The following is a 16,375-nucleotide window of genomic DNA, read 5'->3' on the forward strand; positions in this document are numbered from 1 at the left end:
CTCCTCCTGTGGTGACTGACGGGGTCACCAGCTGGACGAGACAGCTCAGCCGGGTGTGACAGCGCGGACGTCCCACACCCACATGCCGCCGACCGGGCGGGCGTCCTGGTCCAGCAACCGGTCGACCGTGGTGCGCAGGGCGTCGGCCTGGTCGGCCGCCATGGGCAGCACCACGACATCGGCTTCCCAGTACCGCAGGTCCGCCGCCGCCTGCCGCTTGCCCGCCGGCGAGATGGCCGGCGCCACGCCGGTGTCGGCGACCTGTTCGAGCAGCTCCGACACCGGGCGACGCACGGCGCCGTAGGTGCCGCGGCCGTCGGCCGAGGGGCCGACGAAGTAGCCCTCGGCCAGCGGGAAGCCGAAACCGGCCTTCACCTGCCAGTGCAGGGCCTCGGCGTCACCGGTGTCGGGCAGCGGCACCACGACCACCGAACCGCCGGGCTCCACGTACTGGCGCCAGGTGCCGTCGGCGAAGAACTGCGGCACCGGGTCGCGCTCGTGCACGCGCAGCTCGGTGGGGGCGATCGGCACGAGCGCGAACGCGAGCGCGCCGAACCAGCCGATGCGCGCGGCATGGCCCCAGTCGGGCGCGAGGTTCAGCCGCAGCACCCGCTCGGTGGCCATGGCGAGCAGGATCCCCGCCGGGACCACGGCGCCCAGCGCGAACCGCGACTCCAGCACCGACTCGTACAGCGGCAGGTCGAACAGCAGCATCCAGGGGCCGGGGATCGACGTGGGTTCGCCGTCCACGACGAGCAGCACACCCATCGAGATCCACGCGAGCGCGAACATCGCCACCGCGAGCGCCCTCGCGGCCGCCACGCGCCACAGCGCGATGGTCACCGCGGTGAGCAGCAGCACCAGCGGCCAGCCGAAGAAGGCGTTCTCCTCGGTGCGGTTGAGCGAGAGCTTCTCGGCTGTCTCCGCGTCACCGGCCAGCGACTCGGTGGCGAACGACGTGAAGGCCGCCGCGTCGTTGCCCAGCAGGCCGTGCTCGATGCTGCCGTAGCTCTGCGGGCCCGCGAACTGCCACCACAGCGGGAACGCCACGAGCGCGAACGTCACTCCCGCGCCGACGAGGATCCCGGCGCCAAGCGGCCTCGCCATGGCGAGGGCCTCCTCGGGCCGCGACAGCGCGTAGACGATCGCGAACACCGCCATCGTGGTGGCCCCGATCAGCAGCGGCTCCTCGCCGAGGAACACCTGGTAGGTCACGAGCAGTCCGAGCAGCACGCCGTTGCGCACGGGCCGTTCCCCGCGGGCGAGCTTGAGCAGCCGCAGCACGATGAAGGGCAGCAGGAACAGCACGACGAAGTTCGGGTGCGCGTTGGCGTGGGAGATGATCGACGGGGCGAACGCGCAGAACGCGGCTCCGATCGCCGCGCCGGCGCGGGTGTCGACGACGTGCCGGGAGAGCACCCAGTACCAGGCCCCGGCCGTCGCGGCGAGGCCGCCGGTCAGGGTCAGCGCCCATGTGGTGGTGGGCCCGAACAGTACGGTCACGGGTGTGAGCGGGATGCCGACGCCGAGCATGGCCGTGTTGGCCATGAGGTTCACGCCGAGCGGGTAGTTCTGGAAGTCCGAGAAGAGCGGATTCTCCAGGTGCAGCACGGAGCGGGCCGTGACCGCGAAGAACCACTCCCACATGTTCTGGTCCTGCACGCTGCTGCTGAGGTACCCGCTGCCCAGGTTCATCCACAGTGGACGGTAGACGAGGAACGCGGCCAGCACGTACGCCGACAGCACCGCGATGTCGGCGATCCGCCCCCGGTACGGCCACCGGACGCGTGGGACCTCGGCGGCCGGCGACCGCATGTCGGCGGCCGCCGTCACGGCTCGACGACCCGGGCCAGGAAGTAGACGGCCCCGGTGCCGCTGCGCCGGACGAGGAGAAGGAACGGGCGGTCCACCGTGACCGTCACCGGCTCGCCGACCGGCATCGAGACCAGCCGCATCGCCACCGCGGTGGCGGCGGCTCCCTCGAGTCCGGCCTCGTCGAGCCTCAGCACGGCCTGATGCAGCACGTCCGACACGAGCAGCCGCGGATCGTCGGTGAGCCCGCCGAAGTCGGCCTCCGGCGTGAACATGGTGTGCACGCCGAGCGAGCGCAGCACGGGCTTGAGCCCGGTGCGCACGTCCAGCGACAGCCGCGGCAGCGACAGGTTCACCATGGCCCCGCGCTTGGCGGACAGCAGATCCGCGAGCAGGTCCTCGTCCATCGTGGACTCCTGCTCGGCGAGCTCGCCGTCCGGCAGCAGCACCACGGCCTCCACGTCACCGACCGCGGGCAGCGACACGAGTCGCCAGCCGTGGCGCTCGGCGTAGGAGAGCCGCTCGGACTGGCGCATCATGGGCACGCGGCGGGTGCCCGACGGCGCGTGGAAGTCCGAGTCGGCGGTCTCCGCCTCCCGGAACGGGTAGGTCCAGGCCACGCGCAGATACAGAGCGTTGACGAGGGTCGCGACGGTGTCCTCTCCCACCGTGCCCTGCGGCAGCAGCTCGGGGATCAGCTCGCGGGTCGCCTTCGCGACGTCGGCGTTGATCGCGGCGCGGGCGGCCTCGGGGTCCTCGACGAACGGCGCGCCCGCGACCCCGCCCGACGGCCAGCTCGCCAGCTCGGTGAGGAAGTCGCGCTTGAGCGCCAGCCCGTCCCACGCCCACAGCGTGTTGGACACCTCGAGCACGGGCTCCTCCTGCCCCGCCCTCGGCGTCAGCTCCGCGGCCTCGCGCAGCATCCCGGCCTGTTCCGCGGCGCCCTCGACCGACCCGGCGAGCAGCGCGGCGGCCTCCTCGGCGGTGACGCCGCGCGCCGCGCTGGTCACCAGCCCGAGTGCGCTCGCGGCGGAGTACGGCGAGTAGCAGGCGTTCCCGGCTCCGGCGGCGGCACGGTGCACCGCGAGTGCGAAGCGGAGGTGTGCGCGTTCCTGGCCGGTGACGGACATCCTTCGAAGTTACCGCCCTTACTGTGAGCTAACTGTGCCGCCCCGTGTGCCACGCGTGCCACGCGTGGGCCTGCGCGTCGGTAAGCGAGGCGAGCTGGTCGATCACCACGCGCAGCTTCGCCGCGTCGTCCCCGGCCGCCTCCCACGCGGGCAGGAAGATCGGGTCGAGCGACTCGGGAGCGCGCCGGGCCACCACGTCGACCAGCTCCACGAGCAGCTGCCGCTGGCCCTCCTGCATGGCCAGCCTGCGCCGGTCGCTCATCACGTAGCGCAACGCGAGCGCCTTGAGCAGCGCCACCTCGGCGCCGACCTGTTCCGGCACTGCCAGCCGCGCCTCGTAGCGCCGCAGCGGCCCGTCACCGTGGGCATCGCGGGTCCCGGTGACGGCGGCGGAGGCGAAGCGGCCCACCAGTTCGCTGGTGAGCCGCTTGAGCGCGACCTGCGCGGACAGCGACGAGTCGTAGCCGTTCGCCGCGAGCGCCGCCACCACCGGCAGGTTCAGCAGCTCCTTCGCCGCACGCTCCACAATGGACACCGAACTGCTCGTGAAGTGCCTGGCCGCGAGCTCGGCCACGGCGGTCCGCTCCTCGGCGTCCGCGAGCACGCTCAGTGAGATGCGGCCCGCGAGTACGCCGTCCTCCACGTCGTGCACCGAGTACGCCACGTCGTCGGCCCAGTCCATGATCTGCGCCTCGAGGCACGTGCTCCGGCCGGGTACGCCCTCGCGCATCCAGCGGAAGACGTCGAGGTCGTCGGCGTACACGCCGAACTTCGCCGTGCCCTCCTCGCGCGGCCAGGGGTACTTCGTGGCCGCGTCGAGGCACGCGCGCGTGAGGTTGAGCCCCGCGGCCTCGTCACCGTCGCCGAGCACCTTCGGCTCGAGCCGGGTGAGGATGCGCAAGGTCTGCGCGTTGCCCTCGAAGCCGCCGCACGCCAGGGCCGCCTCGTCGAGCGCCTGCTCGCCGTTGTGCCCGAACGGCGGGTGCCCGATGTCGTGGGCGAGGCCCGCGGTGTCGACCAGGTCGGGATCGGCGCCCAGCTCGGCGGCGATGCCCCTGCCGATCTGGGCGACCTCGAGCGAGTGGGTCAGCCGCGTGCGCGGGACACCGCTGACCTCGGCGCCCTCCCCCGGCCCGACGACCTGCGTCTTCCCGGCGAGCCTGCGCAGGGCGGCCGAGTGCAGCACCCTGGCCCGGTCGCGCGCGAACGGGCTGCGCCCGTCACCGCGGGCGCCGGGCAGCGCGGCCCGTTTCGGCGGCTCGGCGTGCCTGCGCTCGCGGTCGTGCTCGCTGTAGACGGCGTTCATCGAACGCCACTTTATGCGTTACCGCAGGCCGGTGCCGCCGATGTTGTCCGCAGGGTTCTTCGACAACCGGTAGTACAGCAGCGCCCCGGTCTCGCGGAAGATGTAGCGGGCCTGCGTCTCGCGGGTCTGCACGATGGGGCCCGTGTGGGTCGGCGACGTGAACGCCTCCAGCCCCACGTCCTCGGCCATCGTGCCCGCGCGCAGCGAGTGCCACGGGTCGCTCACGATCACCGCCGTGCTCCAGCCCCTGGCGTGGATCGCGTCGGCCACGGCCTGCAGGGAACGCAGCGTGTCGCTGCCCTCCCCCACCGCGATCGTGCTCGCGCTCGGCACACCGTTCTCCACGAGCCAGTTCGCCCCGGCCTCCGCCTCGGTGTAGGCGTCGCCCTCGCGGTTGCCGCCGGAGGTGACGATGTGCCCGGCGACGCCCTCGTCGTACAGGTCCTTGGCGTGGGACAGCCTGGCCTCGAAGATCTTCGAGGGCACGCCGTTGTACTGCGCCGCACCGAGCACGACGATCGCGTCGACCTGGGGCCGGTCGTCGGCACGCGCCACGTACCAGACCCGGAACGCGGTCCCGCCGAGCACGAGCAGCGCCACGAGCACGACACCGAGGACCGCCCTCCGGATCCAGCTCGCCGCCGGCACATGGGAGGTCATGGGCGCCTCAGCAGCCGATGAGACGCGCGGCCAGGTAGGACTCCAGCTTGTCGATCGCGATCCGCTCCTGCGCCATCGAGTCCCGCTCGCGGACGGTGACGGCCTGGTCGTCCAGCGAGTCGAAGTCGACCGTCACGCAGAACGGCGTGCCGATCTCCTCCTGGCGGCGGTAACGCTTGCCGATCGACTGAGCGTCGTCGAAGTCGACGTTCCAGTGCTTGCGCAGCATCGCGGCGATGTCGCGGGCCTTCGGGGTGAGGTCGGCGTTGCGCGACAGCGGCAGCACCGCGACCTTGAACGGCGCGAGGCGCGGGTCGAGCTTGAGCACGGTCCGCTTGTCCACGCCGCCCTTGGCGTTGGGCACCTCGTCCTCGGTGTAGGCGTCGAGCAGGAACGCCATCATCGGCCTGCCCACACCCGCCGCCGGCTCGATGACGAACGGGCGGTACCGCTGGCCGGACGCCTGGTCGAAATAGGACAGATCCACACCGGAGTGGTTGGAGTGCGTGGTGAGGTCGAAGTCGGTGCGGTTGGCGATGCCCTCAAGCTCACCCCACTCCTGGCCTGCCGAGAACTGGAACCGGTACTCGATGTCCACCGTGCGCTTGGCGTAGTGGGAGAGCTTTTCCTTGGGGTGCTCGTAGGTCCGCAGGTTCTCCCGCGCGATGCCGAGGTCGGCGTACCAGTCCATGCGCAGGTCGATCCAGTACTGGTGCCACTTCTCGTCCTCGCCCGGCTCGACGAAGAACTCCATCTCCATCTGCTCGAACTCGCGCGTGCGGAAGATGAAGTTGCCCGGCGTGATCTCGTTGCGGAAGGACTTGCCGATCTGGCCGATGCCGAACGGCGGCTTCTTGCGCGAGGTGGTCTGCACGTTCAGGAAGTTCACGAAGATGCCCTGCGCGGTCTCCGGGCGCAGGTAGTGCAGGCCCTCCTCGGACTCCACCGGACCGAGGAAGGTCTTGAGCATCATGTTGAACTCACGCGGCTCGGTGTACTGGCCGCGGTTGCCGCAGTTGGGGCACGGCACCTCGGAGAGGTCGTCCTCGTTCACCGGCGTGCCCGTGCGCTCGGCGTACTCCTCGGCCAGCTGGTCCGACCGGAACCGGCGGTGGCACGACAGGCACTCGACGAGCGGGTCGTGGAACGCGTTCACGTGGCCAGAGGCCACCCAGACCTGGCGCGGCAGGATCACCGAGGAGTCCAGGCCGACGACGTCGTCCCGGTTCTGCACCATGGTCTTCCACCACTGGCGCTTGATGTTCTCCTTGAGCTCCACACCGAGCGGTCCGTAGTCCCACGCCGACCGGGTACCGCCGTAGATCTCCCCGGAGGGGAAGACGAAGCCACGACGCTTGCACAGATTGACGACGGTCTCGATGGTGTTGGCGGGCACTCAACGCTCCGGGGCATGCGGAATCGGCTATGACAGTGAGCTACCAGCGTAGCCCGCGTGTCGCACCGCACGTCCCCGGGGATGGACCGTTCACGGACGGGTGACGAGCTCCGCGACGACGATCCGGTTGTCCTCGTAACCGTCGGTGCCGCCCACGTAGTCGCCACCGCACGTGACCAGCACGAGCCGGTGCGGGCCGTCCTGCGCGAAGAGCCGGGGCGCGTGCGCGGGCAGGTCGTCCTTGTGCAGCGTCAGCACGTCGGTGACGCGGTAGACCCACTTGCCGCCGCCCGCGTCCACGACCGTCACGTCCTGGCCCGCGTGCGAGCGCCACAGCTGCTCGAACGGCCCCGTCCGGCCCGCCCAGTTGACGTGCCCGGACAGCAGGGCGACGCCGCGCCCGGCACCGAGCTCGGCACCCCACCAGGTCGCCTCCTGAAGCCCGTCCGGGATCGGCAGCGTGCCGTCAGGGGTCACCTCGCGGCGCACGAGCGTCGCCGTGCCGCCCTCGGGCAGCCGCACCGTGCCGGGCCGCTGCGCCGCCGGGGTATGGCGCAGGGGCACCGCCTCGGGCCGCAGCTCGGTGCTCGAGGGCGTCGTCGTGCTCGACGGCGGCGGGCTGTGCGTGGTGGTGACCACCGGCGGCGGCGGTGCGGCGGCGGGCCCGCCACCGTTGGTCAGCACGAGCGTGCCCGCCACGACGGCCGCGACGGCGAGCAGCCCGAGCGCCGCGGCGAGGCCTCTTCGCGGCACGGCTACTCCTCCGCGCGGGCGGTGGCGGGCCTGCGGCCTCTGGCCAGCAGCAGCGCGGCGGCGCCGAGCACGACCCCGCCGCCCACGAGCGCCCAGCCGAACGGCTCGCCCGCACCCGTGTTCACCTGTGCCCCGGCGGGGATCTTCACCGGCACCACGGGGTCCGCGCGGTCCTCACCGGGGTCCGACGTCACCGGCGTGAAGGCCTCCGGCAGCGAGCAGCTGACGCCGCCCAGCACAAAGCGGGTGGTCACGTCGCGAAGGTCGGCGCCGTCGGCGTCGCGCACGTGCGTGACGATCTCCAGCCGCCAGCCCGCGGCGGTGGTGACCGGGCCGGAGCGCCACTGGTCCTGGCGGACGAGCTGGTCGAACGACGTCACCTTGTCGATCGTGATGTCGGAGACCGCCTGCTCCGGGTCGGCTCCCTCGACCTCGACCGGCGGGCCGAAGGGCAGGTTCTCGATCCGCAGCGGCTCGTCTCCCGTGGGCGCCGCCCGCTCCTCGCCGAGCACCCACAGGCGGCCGGTGGTGGTCTCGGCGGTGAGCGCGTCCGGCGCGGCGCACTCGACGGTGCTCCTGGCGTCCTCGAACGCCACGACGGTGGTGCCGGAGGCGAGGTCGCGCAACGCGTAGTTGGCCTCGGCGGTGGCGGTGGGCACGGTGGTGTCCTTCAGCGTCGCCGTGACGTCGTGCTCCCGGCTGGCGACGCCGTCGGGGAAGGGGCTCTCGCCGTCGGCGAACGTGCCGAGATGCAGCAGGTAGTGCGGGCCCACGGCCTCGCGCTCTCCGTCGGATCCGGGTAGCGCGGAGCGGCTCTGCGCGAGCCGGGACGTGCCGGGCAACAGCGGCGAGCGCTGTGTCTCGCTGATCACGGACCCGCCGTCCTCGCCGATCCGCACGGCGGCGACGTTGGCGAACGCGACCGGTCCCGTGTTCTCGTCGACGGCCCTGTCCTGCGCCTGTGCCAGACCGGGCACTGCCGCGAACGCGGCCACCACGGCACCACGGACAGCCAGCTTGGTGACGAAACGACTCATGCTTCCCCTCAGCCAGGTCAACGCGACGGCGATTCACCTTTGCCCACGAACCCGGTCGAATCGGGCGGACCGGCACCCAAGTCACTCGATCGGAGTAGTCGATCATGAGGCCCGGGTCACCTGCGCCAGCGCATCAGGTCACGTGTCGGAGACGCAAGTACGGTCCAGTGCGGGCCTTCCGCCGCCCCGCGAGGCACCACTCTGTCCCCGCTCGCCCGGCAGAGGACCGGAAGACACGGCCTAGGATGGTATGCATCCGCTGGCCACCCGTGACGACCAAGGCTGGAGAGCACATGTCGACGGTGAGTTCGAACGCGGCTCCCTCGGGCCTTCCCGGCGGCGCCGAGTCGCACGAACACTCGCCGTCGAGGGAGAACCAGCCCGCCCCGCCGCCACTGCCCGCGGCGACGCTCGCCGACGCCGGTGAGCTGCTGCGCGCGCTCGCCGCACCGGTCCGGATCGCGATCGTGCTGCAGCTGCGCGCCGCCGACCGGTGCGTGCACGAGCTCGTCGACGCTCTGCACGTCGCCCAGCCGCTGATCAGCCAGCACCTACGGGTGCTCAAGGCCGCGGGTGTGGTAAATGGTGAACGACGTGGCCGGGAGGTCGTCTACCGGCTGGTGGACGATCACCTGGCGCATATCGTGGTCGACGCCGTCGCCCACGTGCAGGAGGAGGGTCAGGCATGAGCTCATCGGCGACTCGCGGCCGCGCGCCGATGCCGGGGCGCAGGGCGACGAAGCAGCGTGCCGCGGTGGTCGAGCTGCTGGCCGAGATCGACGACTTCCGCTCGGCGCAGGAACTCTACGACGAGCTGCGCAGGCGCGGCGAGGGCATCGGGCTGACCACGGTGTACCGCACGCTGCAGTCGCTGTCGGAGGCCGACGAGATCGACGTGCTGCGCACCGACTCCGGCGAGGCGCTCTACCGCCGCTGCTCCGAGCACCACCACCATCACCTCGTGTGCCGCCGCTGCGGGTTCACCGTCGAGGTCGAGGGCCCCGCGGTCGAGCGGTGGGCCGAGAAGATCGCCGCGGGCAACGGCTTCTCCGACATCAGCCACACCATCGAGATCGTCGGCACCTGCTCCACCTGCGCCCAGCGCAACGGCGCCTGACCCGACCTTGGGGCCAGTCACGTTCGAGTGACCCTAACTGGCCCCCAAGGCCACCTTTGTTGCGTTGAACGCAACAAAGGTGGCCTTGGGGGCCGGTAGGCGGCCCCCTGGATCAGTACTCGTACGGGTCCTTCGGGGCGGGGACCTCCTGGAGGGTTCCGACCGTCAGCGCGGGGATGTAGCCGCTGTCGGCCGTGTTCAGCCCCGGCACCACCTTCCCCGTCACCCGCACCCACGTGTCGGCAGGCAGGGCGGCCGCGTGGCCGCCGTCGAGGCGCACCCGCACCGGGTAGGCGTCCGCGGCGCAGCAGCCGATCACCAGCCGCGCCAGCAACGTCTCTCGCTCGTCGTGCACCACGAAGCCCGTGAGCGACACCGTGCGCCCGTCGACCGACCGCGCCTCGTCCCAGCCGGCCCTGCTGACGAAGTCGGTGACGGTCAGGGGCAGCGGGTCTCCCTGCGGCAGCGGGGGGAAGCTCGCGCCAGGCCCGGCGGGTGCGAAGCCCTCGGCCGTGCCGCCACGCGTGCGCGTCACCGAGTCCGAGCCGAGCGCCGGCGGCGCCACCAGGAACACCGCGAGCACCGGCACCATCAGAAGCCACGCCGAGCGCGCCGGGTGGTGGTGCTCGTGTCCCGGCTCCTCGACGGCCCGCCTGCGCGCGGCGAGCACGTCGCGCACGATCGCGACCGCCCCGAGCGCCACGGTCACCGCGCCGCCGGCGAGCAGCCACGGCTGGTGCGCGGGCTTGACGTAGCGCAGGTAGTCGCCCGTGATGGCGATCTTGAGCAGCGCCCCGCCGAGCAGCAGCAAAAGGATGTTCTGCGTCTCCCGCCTCATCGCGCACCCCCGAGGAAGAGCAGCCCCGCCCCGACCGCGCACAGGATCGCCACGACGAACGTCACCGGCGCGAACCGCAGCGCGAAGGGCCTGCCGAACGTCCCTGCCTGCAGAGCGAACAGCTTCAGGTCGATGGCGGGCCCCACCACCAGGAACACCAGTCTCGGCAGCAGCGGCAGTGCCGAGAGCGACGCCGCCACGAACGCGTCCGCCTCACTGCACAGCGACAGCACCACGGCCAGCACCGCCATCACCAGGATCCCCAGCACCAGCTGGTCGCCGAGCACCCCGAACCACTCCCCCGGCACCAGCACGCCGAGCGCGGCCGACACCAGCGCACCGAGCACGAGGAACCCGCCCGCCTCCACCAGGTCGGCCCGGGCCGTCTCGGCGAAGACCTTCCACCGGTCCCTGCCCTCGACCTCAGGGAGCCTGCGCAGCGCGCGCTCGGCGATCCACTCGAGCTTGCCCCAGCGGATCCACAGCCAGCCCATGATCATCGCGGTGAACAGCGAGCCGACGAACCGCGCGAGCACCATGCCGGGCTCGCCGGGGAACGCCACCGCCGTGGAGACGACCACCACCGGGTTCACGGCGGGCGCGGCGAGCAGGAACGTCAGCGCCGCCGCCGGGGCGACGCCCTGTCCGATGAGCCTGCGCGCCACCGGCACGGACGCGCACTCGCAGCCGGCGAGCGCGACACCGGAGAGCCCGGCCACGCCCACCGCGGCGCTGTCCCTGCGTGGCAGCACCCTCCGCAGCACACGAGCCGGGACGAATGCCGCGATCGCGCCGCTGATGAGCACGCCGAGCACCAGGAACGGCAGCGCCTGCACACACACCGCGACGAACACCGTCGCGCCGGTCCGCAGCGCGGGCACGTCGAGCACCGACCGCAGCCACGACTGGCCGAGGATCGCCACGACCAGCACCACGCAGAGCACCTCGACGGAGGTGATCCGCAGGCGCCCGAAGCCGTTCCGCGCCTGCGTGCGGCTACCCACTCACGCTCCCGTGCCGAGGAGCTCGGAGCGCACCTGCGACGCGGTGGACACCACGAGCATCAGCAACGTCCCGAGCGGTGCGACGTCGAGCCCCTGCGCGGGGAAGGCGTAACGCAGCGTGAGGTCCATGCCGCGTTCCGAGTGCACCAGCCCCAGCGTGCCGAAAAGCCCCTGGCCCGCGCGTTCGGCGACCGCGACGGCGAGGCCGGGGTCGTCGGGCAGGTCCCAGCCCACCACGCACGTCATGCTGAGTACGGCGAGCCCGTCGGCCAGCCGCATCGCCTGCACCACGCACGGCACGTCGGAGTGCGAGAACGTCAGTGTGCCGTCGTCGTCGACCTTGACCTCGAGGTAGCGCTCCAGCGCCCGCTTGGCGGCGGTGAGCAGCTCCGCCGTGTCGGCGGCCTCCGATGTCATGAGTGAGCCTCCTTCGCCGCGGCGTCGACCGCCCCGCCGAAGCGGCGGTCGCGCTTGGCGTACTCGAGGCACGCCTCCCAGAGCTTGCGGCGGTCGAAGTCGGGGAAGAGGGTGTCCTGGAAGACGAACTCGGCGTAGGCCGACTGCCACAGCATGAAGTTCGACGTCCGCAGCTCCCCGGAGGGCCGCAGGAACAGGTCCACGTCGGGCATCTCCGGCTGGTACAGGTACTTCGCGAGCGTGCGCTCGTCCACCTTGTCGGGGTTGATCTTGCCCTCCACGGCGAGCTGCGCGATCCGCCGCGCGGCGTCGCCGATCTCGGCCCTGCCGCCGTAGTTGACGCACATGGTCATGTTGAGCAGCGTGTTGTGCCTGGTCTTCTCCTCGGCCGCCTGCAGCTCCTTGATCACGCTGCGCCACAACCTGGGCGTACGGCCCGCCCAGCGGATCCGCACTCCGATCGAGCCGAGGTAGTCGACCTGGCGGCGGATGGTGTCGCGGTTGAAGCCCATGAGGAAACGCACCTCGTCGGGGCTGCGCTTCCAGTTCTCGGTGGAGAAGGCGTACACCGACAGCCATTTGACGCCGAGCTCGACGGCACCGCTCGCCACGTCGATCATGACGGCCTCGCCGCGCTTGTGCCCCTCGATGCGGGGCAGCCCGCGCTGGTTGGCCCACCGGCCGTTGCCGTCCATCACCAGCGCGACGTGGTTCGGCACCAGCTCGGCCGGGATCCGCGGCGGACGCTCGCCGGAAGGGTGCGGGTCAGGCGCCCGCACCGCCCCCTGCGACGCCCTCAGTGACGCCGCCTCCTCGCGTCCCCTGCGCCGCACCTGTCACCTCCGTGTCGCCGGACATCGCGTCCGACCCTAACGCGCCGGTGATCGGGGCCTCGCGGGCACGGCGTTCGACGAAGGGCAGGGAGCGCAGCTGCCGCTCCAGATGCCACTGCAGGTGCGCCGCGACCAGTCCACTCGCGTCGCGCCGCACGCCGGCCGTGGTCTCCTCGGCGACGGGCCAGTTGCCGTGCAGCAGCGCCGCGAGCAGCACCAGCACCTCGGGCGCGGGGTGCACCGAACCCGGCGTGCGGCAGCGACCGCACAGGGAGCCGCCCGCCTGGACGTTGAACGCGGTGTGCGGGCCGGGCTCCCCGCAGCGGGCGCACTCGGTGATGGCGGGCTCCCAGCCCGCGAACGCCATCGCGCGCAGGAAGAACGCGTCGAGCACCAGTGACGCGTCGCGCTGCCCGTCGGCCAGCGCCCGCAGCGCGCCCGTGACCAGCAGGTACAGCTTCAGCGCAGGCTCGCCCTCCTCCGCGCTGAGCCGGTCGGCGGTCTCGGTGATCGCGACGGCCGAGGTGTAGCGCGGGTAGTCGCCGACGATCGGCAGCGCGAACGCGTCGACCGTCTCGACCTGCGTGATCACATCGAGCGTGCGGCCCGTGTAGAACTGCGTGTCGACGTGGTTGAACGGCTCCAGCCGGGCCCCGAAGCGGGACGTGGTGCGCCGTACGCCCTTGGCGACCGCGCGGACCTTGCCGTGCCGCCGGGTGAGCATGGTGACGATGCGGTCGGCCTCTCCGAGCTTGTGCAACCGCAGCACCACACCGGTGTCCCGATACAGACTCACGTGCCCATGGTCCCACGTCAGCAGTGAAGGCCACTTGCCTGCGTCGACCGCAGTGAAGGCCACCTTCACTGCGTTGAACGCAGTGAAGGTGGCCTTCACTGCGGTTGGGTGGCCACGAACAACGGGTTCAGAAGCCGAGGCGGCCCAGCTGTTTCGGGTCGCGCTGCCAGTCCTTCGCCACCTTGACGTGCAGGTCGAGGTACACCTTCGTGCCCAGCAGGGCCTCGATGTGCTTGCGCGCGTCCGCGCCGACCTGCTTGAGCCTGCTGCCCCGGTGGCCCAGCACGATCCCCTTCTGGCTCGGCCGCTCCACGAACACGTGCGCGTAGACGTCGATGAGGTCGTCGCGGCCCTCGCGGGGCTGCATCTCCTCCACGACCACCGCGATCGAGTGCGGCAGCTCGTCGCGCACCCCCTCCAGCGCGGCCTCCCTGATCAGCTCGGCGACCAGCGTCTGCTCGGGCTCGTCGGTGAGGTCGCCGCCGGGGTAGAGCTGGGGTCCTTCCGGCAGCCGCCGCACGAGCACGTCGGCGAGGGTGCCCACCTGGTAACCATCCACAGCGGACACCGGGACGAGGTCGGCGAACTCCATGACGTCCTGCAGCGCCAGCAGTTGCTGCGCGACCTGGTCCGGCGAAGCTAGATCGGTCTTGGTGACGATGCCGATCACCGGTGTGTGCCGGGCGATCTTGGCGAGCTCACCCGCGATGAACTTGTCGCCGGGGCCCACCTTCTCGTTGGCGGGCACGCAGAACCCCACGACGTCCACTTCGGACCACGTCGAGCGCACGACGTCGTTGAGCCGCTGGCCGAGCAGCGTGCGCGGGCGGTGCAGGCCGGGGGTGTCGACGATGATCAGCTGCGCGTCGTCGCGATGCACGATGCCGCGGATCGCGTGCCGCGTGGTCTGCGGCTTGCTCGACGTGATGGCGATCTTGGTGCCGACGAGTGCGTTGGTGAGCGTCGACTTCCCCGCGTTGGGCCGCCCGACGAAGCAGGCGAACCCGGACCGGTGCTCGTCGGTCACCGAAGGATCTCCTGCACGGCCCCGGACGGATCGGCCCGCAGGATCGGCGCGCTCGGCGTGAGGTCGTGCACGGCCTGCACGGACGCGCCCTTGACCATGACCTGGTTCGTGACCACGGCGGCGGCCTCGAGTCCCTCCGCACCGCTGGACACGGCGGCGGCCACGGCGGCCTGCAACGCGGTCAGCTTGAACGAGGGCAGGTCGACCGTGGCGGCGGCGTAGGTGCGGCCGTCGGTGTCGCGCACGGCGGCCCCCTCCTCCGCCTGGATGCGGGCTCGGGTGGAGCGCGCGAGGACGATGATCTTCTCGTCCTCCGGGTCAAGGTCAGGCATGTTCGACGCTCCTATCGCGCTCGTCGGTTCCGTTCTGCCGGGGCGGCGCCCACTCCTCGTCGGCGGGACGCACCACCACCGTCGTGATGCGCATCCTGCCGCGCCGGTCCTTGCCGCCCTCTGCCCGCAGCCGCAGACCCTCGACCTCGGCCTCCGCGCCGGGCAACGGGACCCGGCCGAGTCGCTGCGCGAGCAGGCCGCCGACCGTCTCCACGTCGTGGTCGGTGAGGTCGACGTGGAACAGCTCGCCGAGGTCGTCGATGCCGAGGCGCGCCGACACGCGCACCACGCGCTCGTCGAGGTGCTCGACGGGCGGGCGCTCGCCGGTGTCGGACTCGTCGGTGATCTCGCCGACGATCTCCTCCAGGATGTCCTCGATCGTGAGCAGGCCGGCCGTGCCGCCGTACTCGTCGACGGCGATCGCCATGTGGTGGCGCGACATCTGCATCTCCTTGAGCAGGCTGTCGAGCCGTTTGGAGTCGGGCACGAAGCTGGCGGGGTTCATCAGCTCGCTCACCTGACGGGCCGTGCCGCTCTCCGCCATCGACGCCCGCACCAGGTCCTTGAGGTTCACGACGCCGAGGATGTCGTCCACGGACTCGCCGATCACCGGCAGCCGCGTGAACCCGGTGCGCATGGACAGCGCGAGCGCCTGGCGCACGGTCTTGCCCTGCTCGATCCACACGATCTCGGTGCGCGGCACCATCACCTCGCGCGCGACGGTGTCCCCCAGCTCGAACACCGAGTGGATCATCTCGCGCTCGTCGGTGCCCACGACGCCGCGCTCGCCTGCGAGGTCGACCAGCTCGCGCAGCTCGGTCTCGGTGGTGAACGGGCCCTCGCGGAAGCCCTTGCCGGGCGTGATCGCGTTGCCCAGCACGATGAGCAGTTTGCTGAGCGGGCCGAGGATGGTGCCGAGCACGCGCACGGGCCCGGCGACCATCGTGCCGACGCGGTACGGGTGCTGCCTGCCGATGGTGCGCGGGCCGACTCCGACGAGGACGTAGCTGACGAGCACCATGATCAGCCCGGCGGCGAGCACGGCGAGCGGCACCGGCTGGAACCAGCGCACACTGACGATGGTGACCAGCACGGTCGCGGTCAGCTCGCAGCTCATGCGCAGCAGCAACAGCAGGTTGATGTGTCTGCTGCGCTCACCGACCACGGCGAGCAACTGGCGGGCACCGACGCGGCCGAGGCGGACGAGCCCCTCGACGCGGGCCTGCGAGACGGTGCTCACGGCGGCGTCGGCGGCGGCGAAGACACCGCCGAGCAGCACCAGCAGCGTGGCGATGACCAGCAGGACGGCCGAGCCGGTCACGGCGCCTCCTGGTCGTGCCCCCGGTCGAGCCCGGCCGCCCCGAGCAGACGGTCGTCGTTGCTGCGCTGGACGTCCTGCCGCTGCGCGGCGAGTGCCGCGGCGCGGAAGTCAGCCAGGATCCGCCTCTGCAGCGCGAACATCTCGCGCTCCTCGGCCGGCTCGGCGTGGTCGTAGCCGAGCAGGTGGAGCACGCCGTGGACGGTCAGCAGGTGCAGCTCCTCGATGAGCGAGTGCCCGGCCGTGCGTGCCTGGTCCTTGGCGAACGCGGGGCACAGCACGATGTCACCCAGCAGCGCGGGCGAGGCCTCTGGCGCGTCGGGCCGCCGCGTGGACTCCAGTTCGTCCATGGGAAACGCCATGACGTCGGTGGGGCCGGGAAGGTCCATCCAGCGCTCGTGCAGGTCCTCCATCACGTCGAGGGTCACCAGCAGCACGGACAGCTCCGCGAGCGGGCTGACCTCCATCCGGTCCAGCGCGAACCGGGCGGCCGACACGATCGACGCCTCGTCGACCCCGACGCCGGACTCATTGGCGATCTCGATGCTCACGGGCGTTCTCGCCTCCTTCGTCCCTCACCCGGCGAGAACACCCGCGAG

The 16,375-nt window shown here is 71.7% G+C and carries 18 protein-coding genes; 2 read left to right on the forward strand and 16 right to left on the reverse strand.

Annotation, left to right across the window (positions count from 1 at the left end; translation table 11 throughout):
• Positions 1 to 45: 45 nt before the first annotated feature.
• From DI005_RS09425 to DI005_RS09455, 7 genes are all read right to left on the reverse strand, one after another.
• Positions 46 to 1,815 (reverse strand): glycosyl transferase, encoded by a 1,770-nt coding sequence (locus tag DI005_RS09425; RefSeq protein WP_113641889.1) that lies wholly within the window; start codon positions 1,813 to 1,815, stop codon positions 46 to 48.
• A gap of 14 nt (positions 1,816 to 1,829) precedes the next feature.
• Entirely contained in the window at positions 1,830 to 2,942 is a 1,113-nt protein-coding gene (locus tag DI005_RS09430) for a serpin family protein (protein ID WP_113641881.1), read from the reverse strand.
• Positions 2,943 to 2,970: 28 nt separating this feature from the next.
• Positions 2,971 to 4,248 (reverse strand): deoxyguanosinetriphosphate triphosphohydrolase, encoded by a 1,278-nt coding sequence (locus DI005_RS09435; protein WP_112268159.1) that lies wholly within the window; start codon positions 4,246 to 4,248, stop codon positions 2,971 to 2,973.
• A gap of 18 nt (positions 4,249 to 4,266) precedes the next feature.
• Positions 4,267 to 4,908, reverse strand: a complete 642-nt coding sequence (locus DI005_RS09440) for a YdcF family protein (RefSeq protein ID WP_113641882.1) — start codon at positions 4,906 to 4,908, stop codon at positions 4,267 to 4,269.
• Positions 4,909 to 4,915: 7 nt separating this feature from the next.
• Positions 4,916 to 6,304 (reverse strand): glycine--tRNA ligase, encoded by a 1,389-nt coding sequence (locus DI005_RS09445; protein ID WP_112268161.1) that lies wholly within the window; start codon positions 6,302 to 6,304, stop codon positions 4,916 to 4,918.
• Positions 6,305 to 6,394: 90 nt separating this feature from the next.
• A complete protein-coding gene (locus DI005_RS09450; RefSeq protein ID WP_112268162.1) occupies positions 6,395 to 7,057 on the reverse strand; it encodes a class F sortase in 663 nt (220 codons plus the stop codon).
• Positions 7,058 to 7,059: 2 nt separating this feature from the next.
• The gene (locus DI005_RS09455) at positions 7,060 to 8,094 is read right to left on the reverse strand and encodes a hypothetical protein (RefSeq protein ID WP_113641883.1); all 1,035 of its coding nucleotides are present in this window, start codon (positions 8,092 to 8,094) and stop codon (positions 7,060 to 7,062) included.
• A 293-nt stretch (positions 8,095 to 8,387) separates the two neighbouring features.
• On the opposite strand from DI005_RS09455, the gene DI005_RS09460 reads away from it, so the two are divergent.
• The gene (locus DI005_RS09460; protein WP_112268165.1) at positions 8,388 to 8,783 is read left to right on the forward strand and encodes a metalloregulator ArsR/SmtB family transcription factor; all 396 of its coding nucleotides are present in this window, start codon (positions 8,388 to 8,390) and stop codon (positions 8,781 to 8,783) included.
• The gene (locus DI005_RS09465) at positions 8,780 to 9,211 is read left to right on the forward strand and encodes a Fur family transcriptional regulator (RefSeq protein ID WP_112268167.1); all 432 of its coding nucleotides are present in this window, start codon (positions 8,780 to 8,782) and stop codon (positions 9,209 to 9,211) included. Before DI005_RS09460 ends, DI005_RS09465 begins: the two co-directional genes overlap by 4 nt.
• A 112-nt stretch (positions 9,212 to 9,323) precedes the next feature.
• Here the strand turns inward: DI005_RS09465 and DI005_RS09470 are convergent, their stop codons facing one another.
• The 9 genes from DI005_RS09470 to ybeY form a co-directional block, all read right to left on the reverse strand.
• Positions 9,324 to 10,049 (reverse strand): TIGR03943 family protein, encoded by a 726-nt coding sequence (locus tag DI005_RS09470; protein ID WP_112268169.1) that lies wholly within the window; start codon positions 10,047 to 10,049, stop codon positions 9,324 to 9,326.
• The gene (locus DI005_RS09475) at positions 10,046 to 11,053 is read right to left on the reverse strand and encodes a permease (protein WP_112268171.1); all 1,008 of its coding nucleotides are present in this window, start codon (positions 11,051 to 11,053) and stop codon (positions 10,046 to 10,048) included. Before DI005_RS09475 ends, DI005_RS09470 begins: the two co-directional genes overlap by 4 nt.
• Positions 11,054 to 11,470 (reverse strand): hypothetical protein, encoded by a 417-nt coding sequence (locus tag DI005_RS09480; protein WP_112268173.1) that lies wholly within the window; start codon positions 11,468 to 11,470, stop codon positions 11,054 to 11,056.
• Entirely contained in the window at positions 11,467 to 12,303 is an 837-nt protein-coding gene (locus DI005_RS09485; protein ID WP_199542686.1) for an isoprenyl transferase, read from the reverse strand. The genes DI005_RS09480 and DI005_RS09485 overlap by 4 nt, the downstream gene beginning before the upstream one ends.
• Positions 12,236 to 13,099 (reverse strand): DNA repair protein RecO, encoded by an 864-nt coding sequence (recO, locus tag DI005_RS09490; protein WP_112268332.1) that lies wholly within the window; start codon positions 13,097 to 13,099, stop codon positions 12,236 to 12,238. Before recO ends, DI005_RS09485 begins: the two co-directional genes overlap by 68 nt.
• 127 nt (positions 13,100 to 13,226) lie before the next feature.
• On the reverse strand, positions 13,227 to 14,126 hold the full coding sequence (era, locus tag DI005_RS09495; protein WP_113641884.1) for a GTPase Era: 900 nt from the start codon (positions 14,124 to 14,126) through the stop codon (positions 13,227 to 13,229).
• A complete protein-coding gene (locus DI005_RS09500; protein ID WP_112268177.1) occupies positions 14,123 to 14,458 on the reverse strand; it encodes a cytidine deaminase in 336 nt (111 codons plus the stop codon). Before DI005_RS09500 ends, era begins: the two co-directional genes overlap by 4 nt.
• On the reverse strand, positions 14,451 to 15,779 hold the full coding sequence (locus DI005_RS09505) for a hemolysin family protein (RefSeq protein WP_113641885.1): 1,329 nt from the start codon (positions 15,777 to 15,779) through the stop codon (positions 14,451 to 14,453). The genes DI005_RS09500 and DI005_RS09505 overlap by 8 nt, the downstream gene beginning before the upstream one ends.
• Positions 15,776 to 16,327, reverse strand: coding sequence for an rRNA maturation RNase YbeY (gene ybeY / locus DI005_RS09510; RefSeq protein WP_112268181.1), 552 nt, complete (start codon positions 16,325 to 16,327; stop codon positions 15,776 to 15,778). Before ybeY ends, DI005_RS09505 begins: the two co-directional genes overlap by 4 nt.
• Positions 16,328 to 16,375 lie beyond the last annotated feature (48 nt).

Origin of the sequence: Prauserella sp. PE36, from assembly GCF_003311655.1 — a bacterium.
Classification (GTDB): Bacteria; Actinomycetota; Actinomycetes; order Mycobacteriales; family Pseudonocardiaceae; genus Prauserella_A; species Prauserella_A endophytica.

What these genes read in the sequence shown, in the direction of transcription:
- DI005_RS09425 (WP_113641889.1), bottom strand. Translation starts at nt 1,815, where the DNA reads ATGCGGTCGCCGGCCGCCGAGGTCCCACGCGTCCGGTGGCCGTACCGG.
- DI005_RS09430 (WP_113641881.1), bottom strand. Translation starts at nt 2,942, where the DNA reads ATGTCCGTCACCGGCCAGGAACGCGCACACCTCCGCTTCGCACTCGCG.
- DI005_RS09435 (WP_112268159.1), bottom strand. Translation starts at nt 4,248, where the DNA reads ATGAACGCCGTCTACAGCGAGCACGACCGCGAGCGCAGGCACGCCGAG.
- DI005_RS09440 (WP_113641882.1), bottom strand. Translation starts at nt 4,908, where the DNA reads ATGACCTCCCATGTGCCGGCGGCGAGCTGGATCCGGAGGGCGGTCCTC.
- DI005_RS09455 (WP_113641883.1), bottom strand. Translation starts at nt 8,094, where the DNA reads ATGAGTCGTTTCGTCACCAAGCTGGCTGTCCGTGGTGCCGTGGTGGCC.
- DI005_RS09460 (WP_112268165.1), top strand. Translation starts at nt 8,388, where the DNA reads ATGTCGACGGTGAGTTCGAACGCGGCTCCCTCGGGCCTTCCCGGCGGC.
- DI005_RS09465 (WP_112268167.1), top strand. Translation starts at nt 8,780, where the DNA reads ATGAGCTCATCGGCGACTCGCGGCCGCGCGCCGATGCCGGGGCGCAGG.
- DI005_RS09470 (WP_112268169.1), bottom strand. Translation starts at nt 10,049, where the DNA reads ATGAGGCGGGAGACGCAGAACATCCTTTTGCTGCTGCTCGGCGGGGCG.
- DI005_RS09480 (WP_112268173.1), bottom strand. Translation starts at nt 11,470, where the DNA reads ATGACATCGGAGGCCGCCGACACGGCGGAGCTGCTCACCGCCGCCAAG.
- DI005_RS09500 (WP_112268177.1), bottom strand. Translation starts at nt 14,458, where the DNA reads ATGCCTGACCTTGACCCGGAGGACGAGAAGATCATCGTCCTCGCGCGC.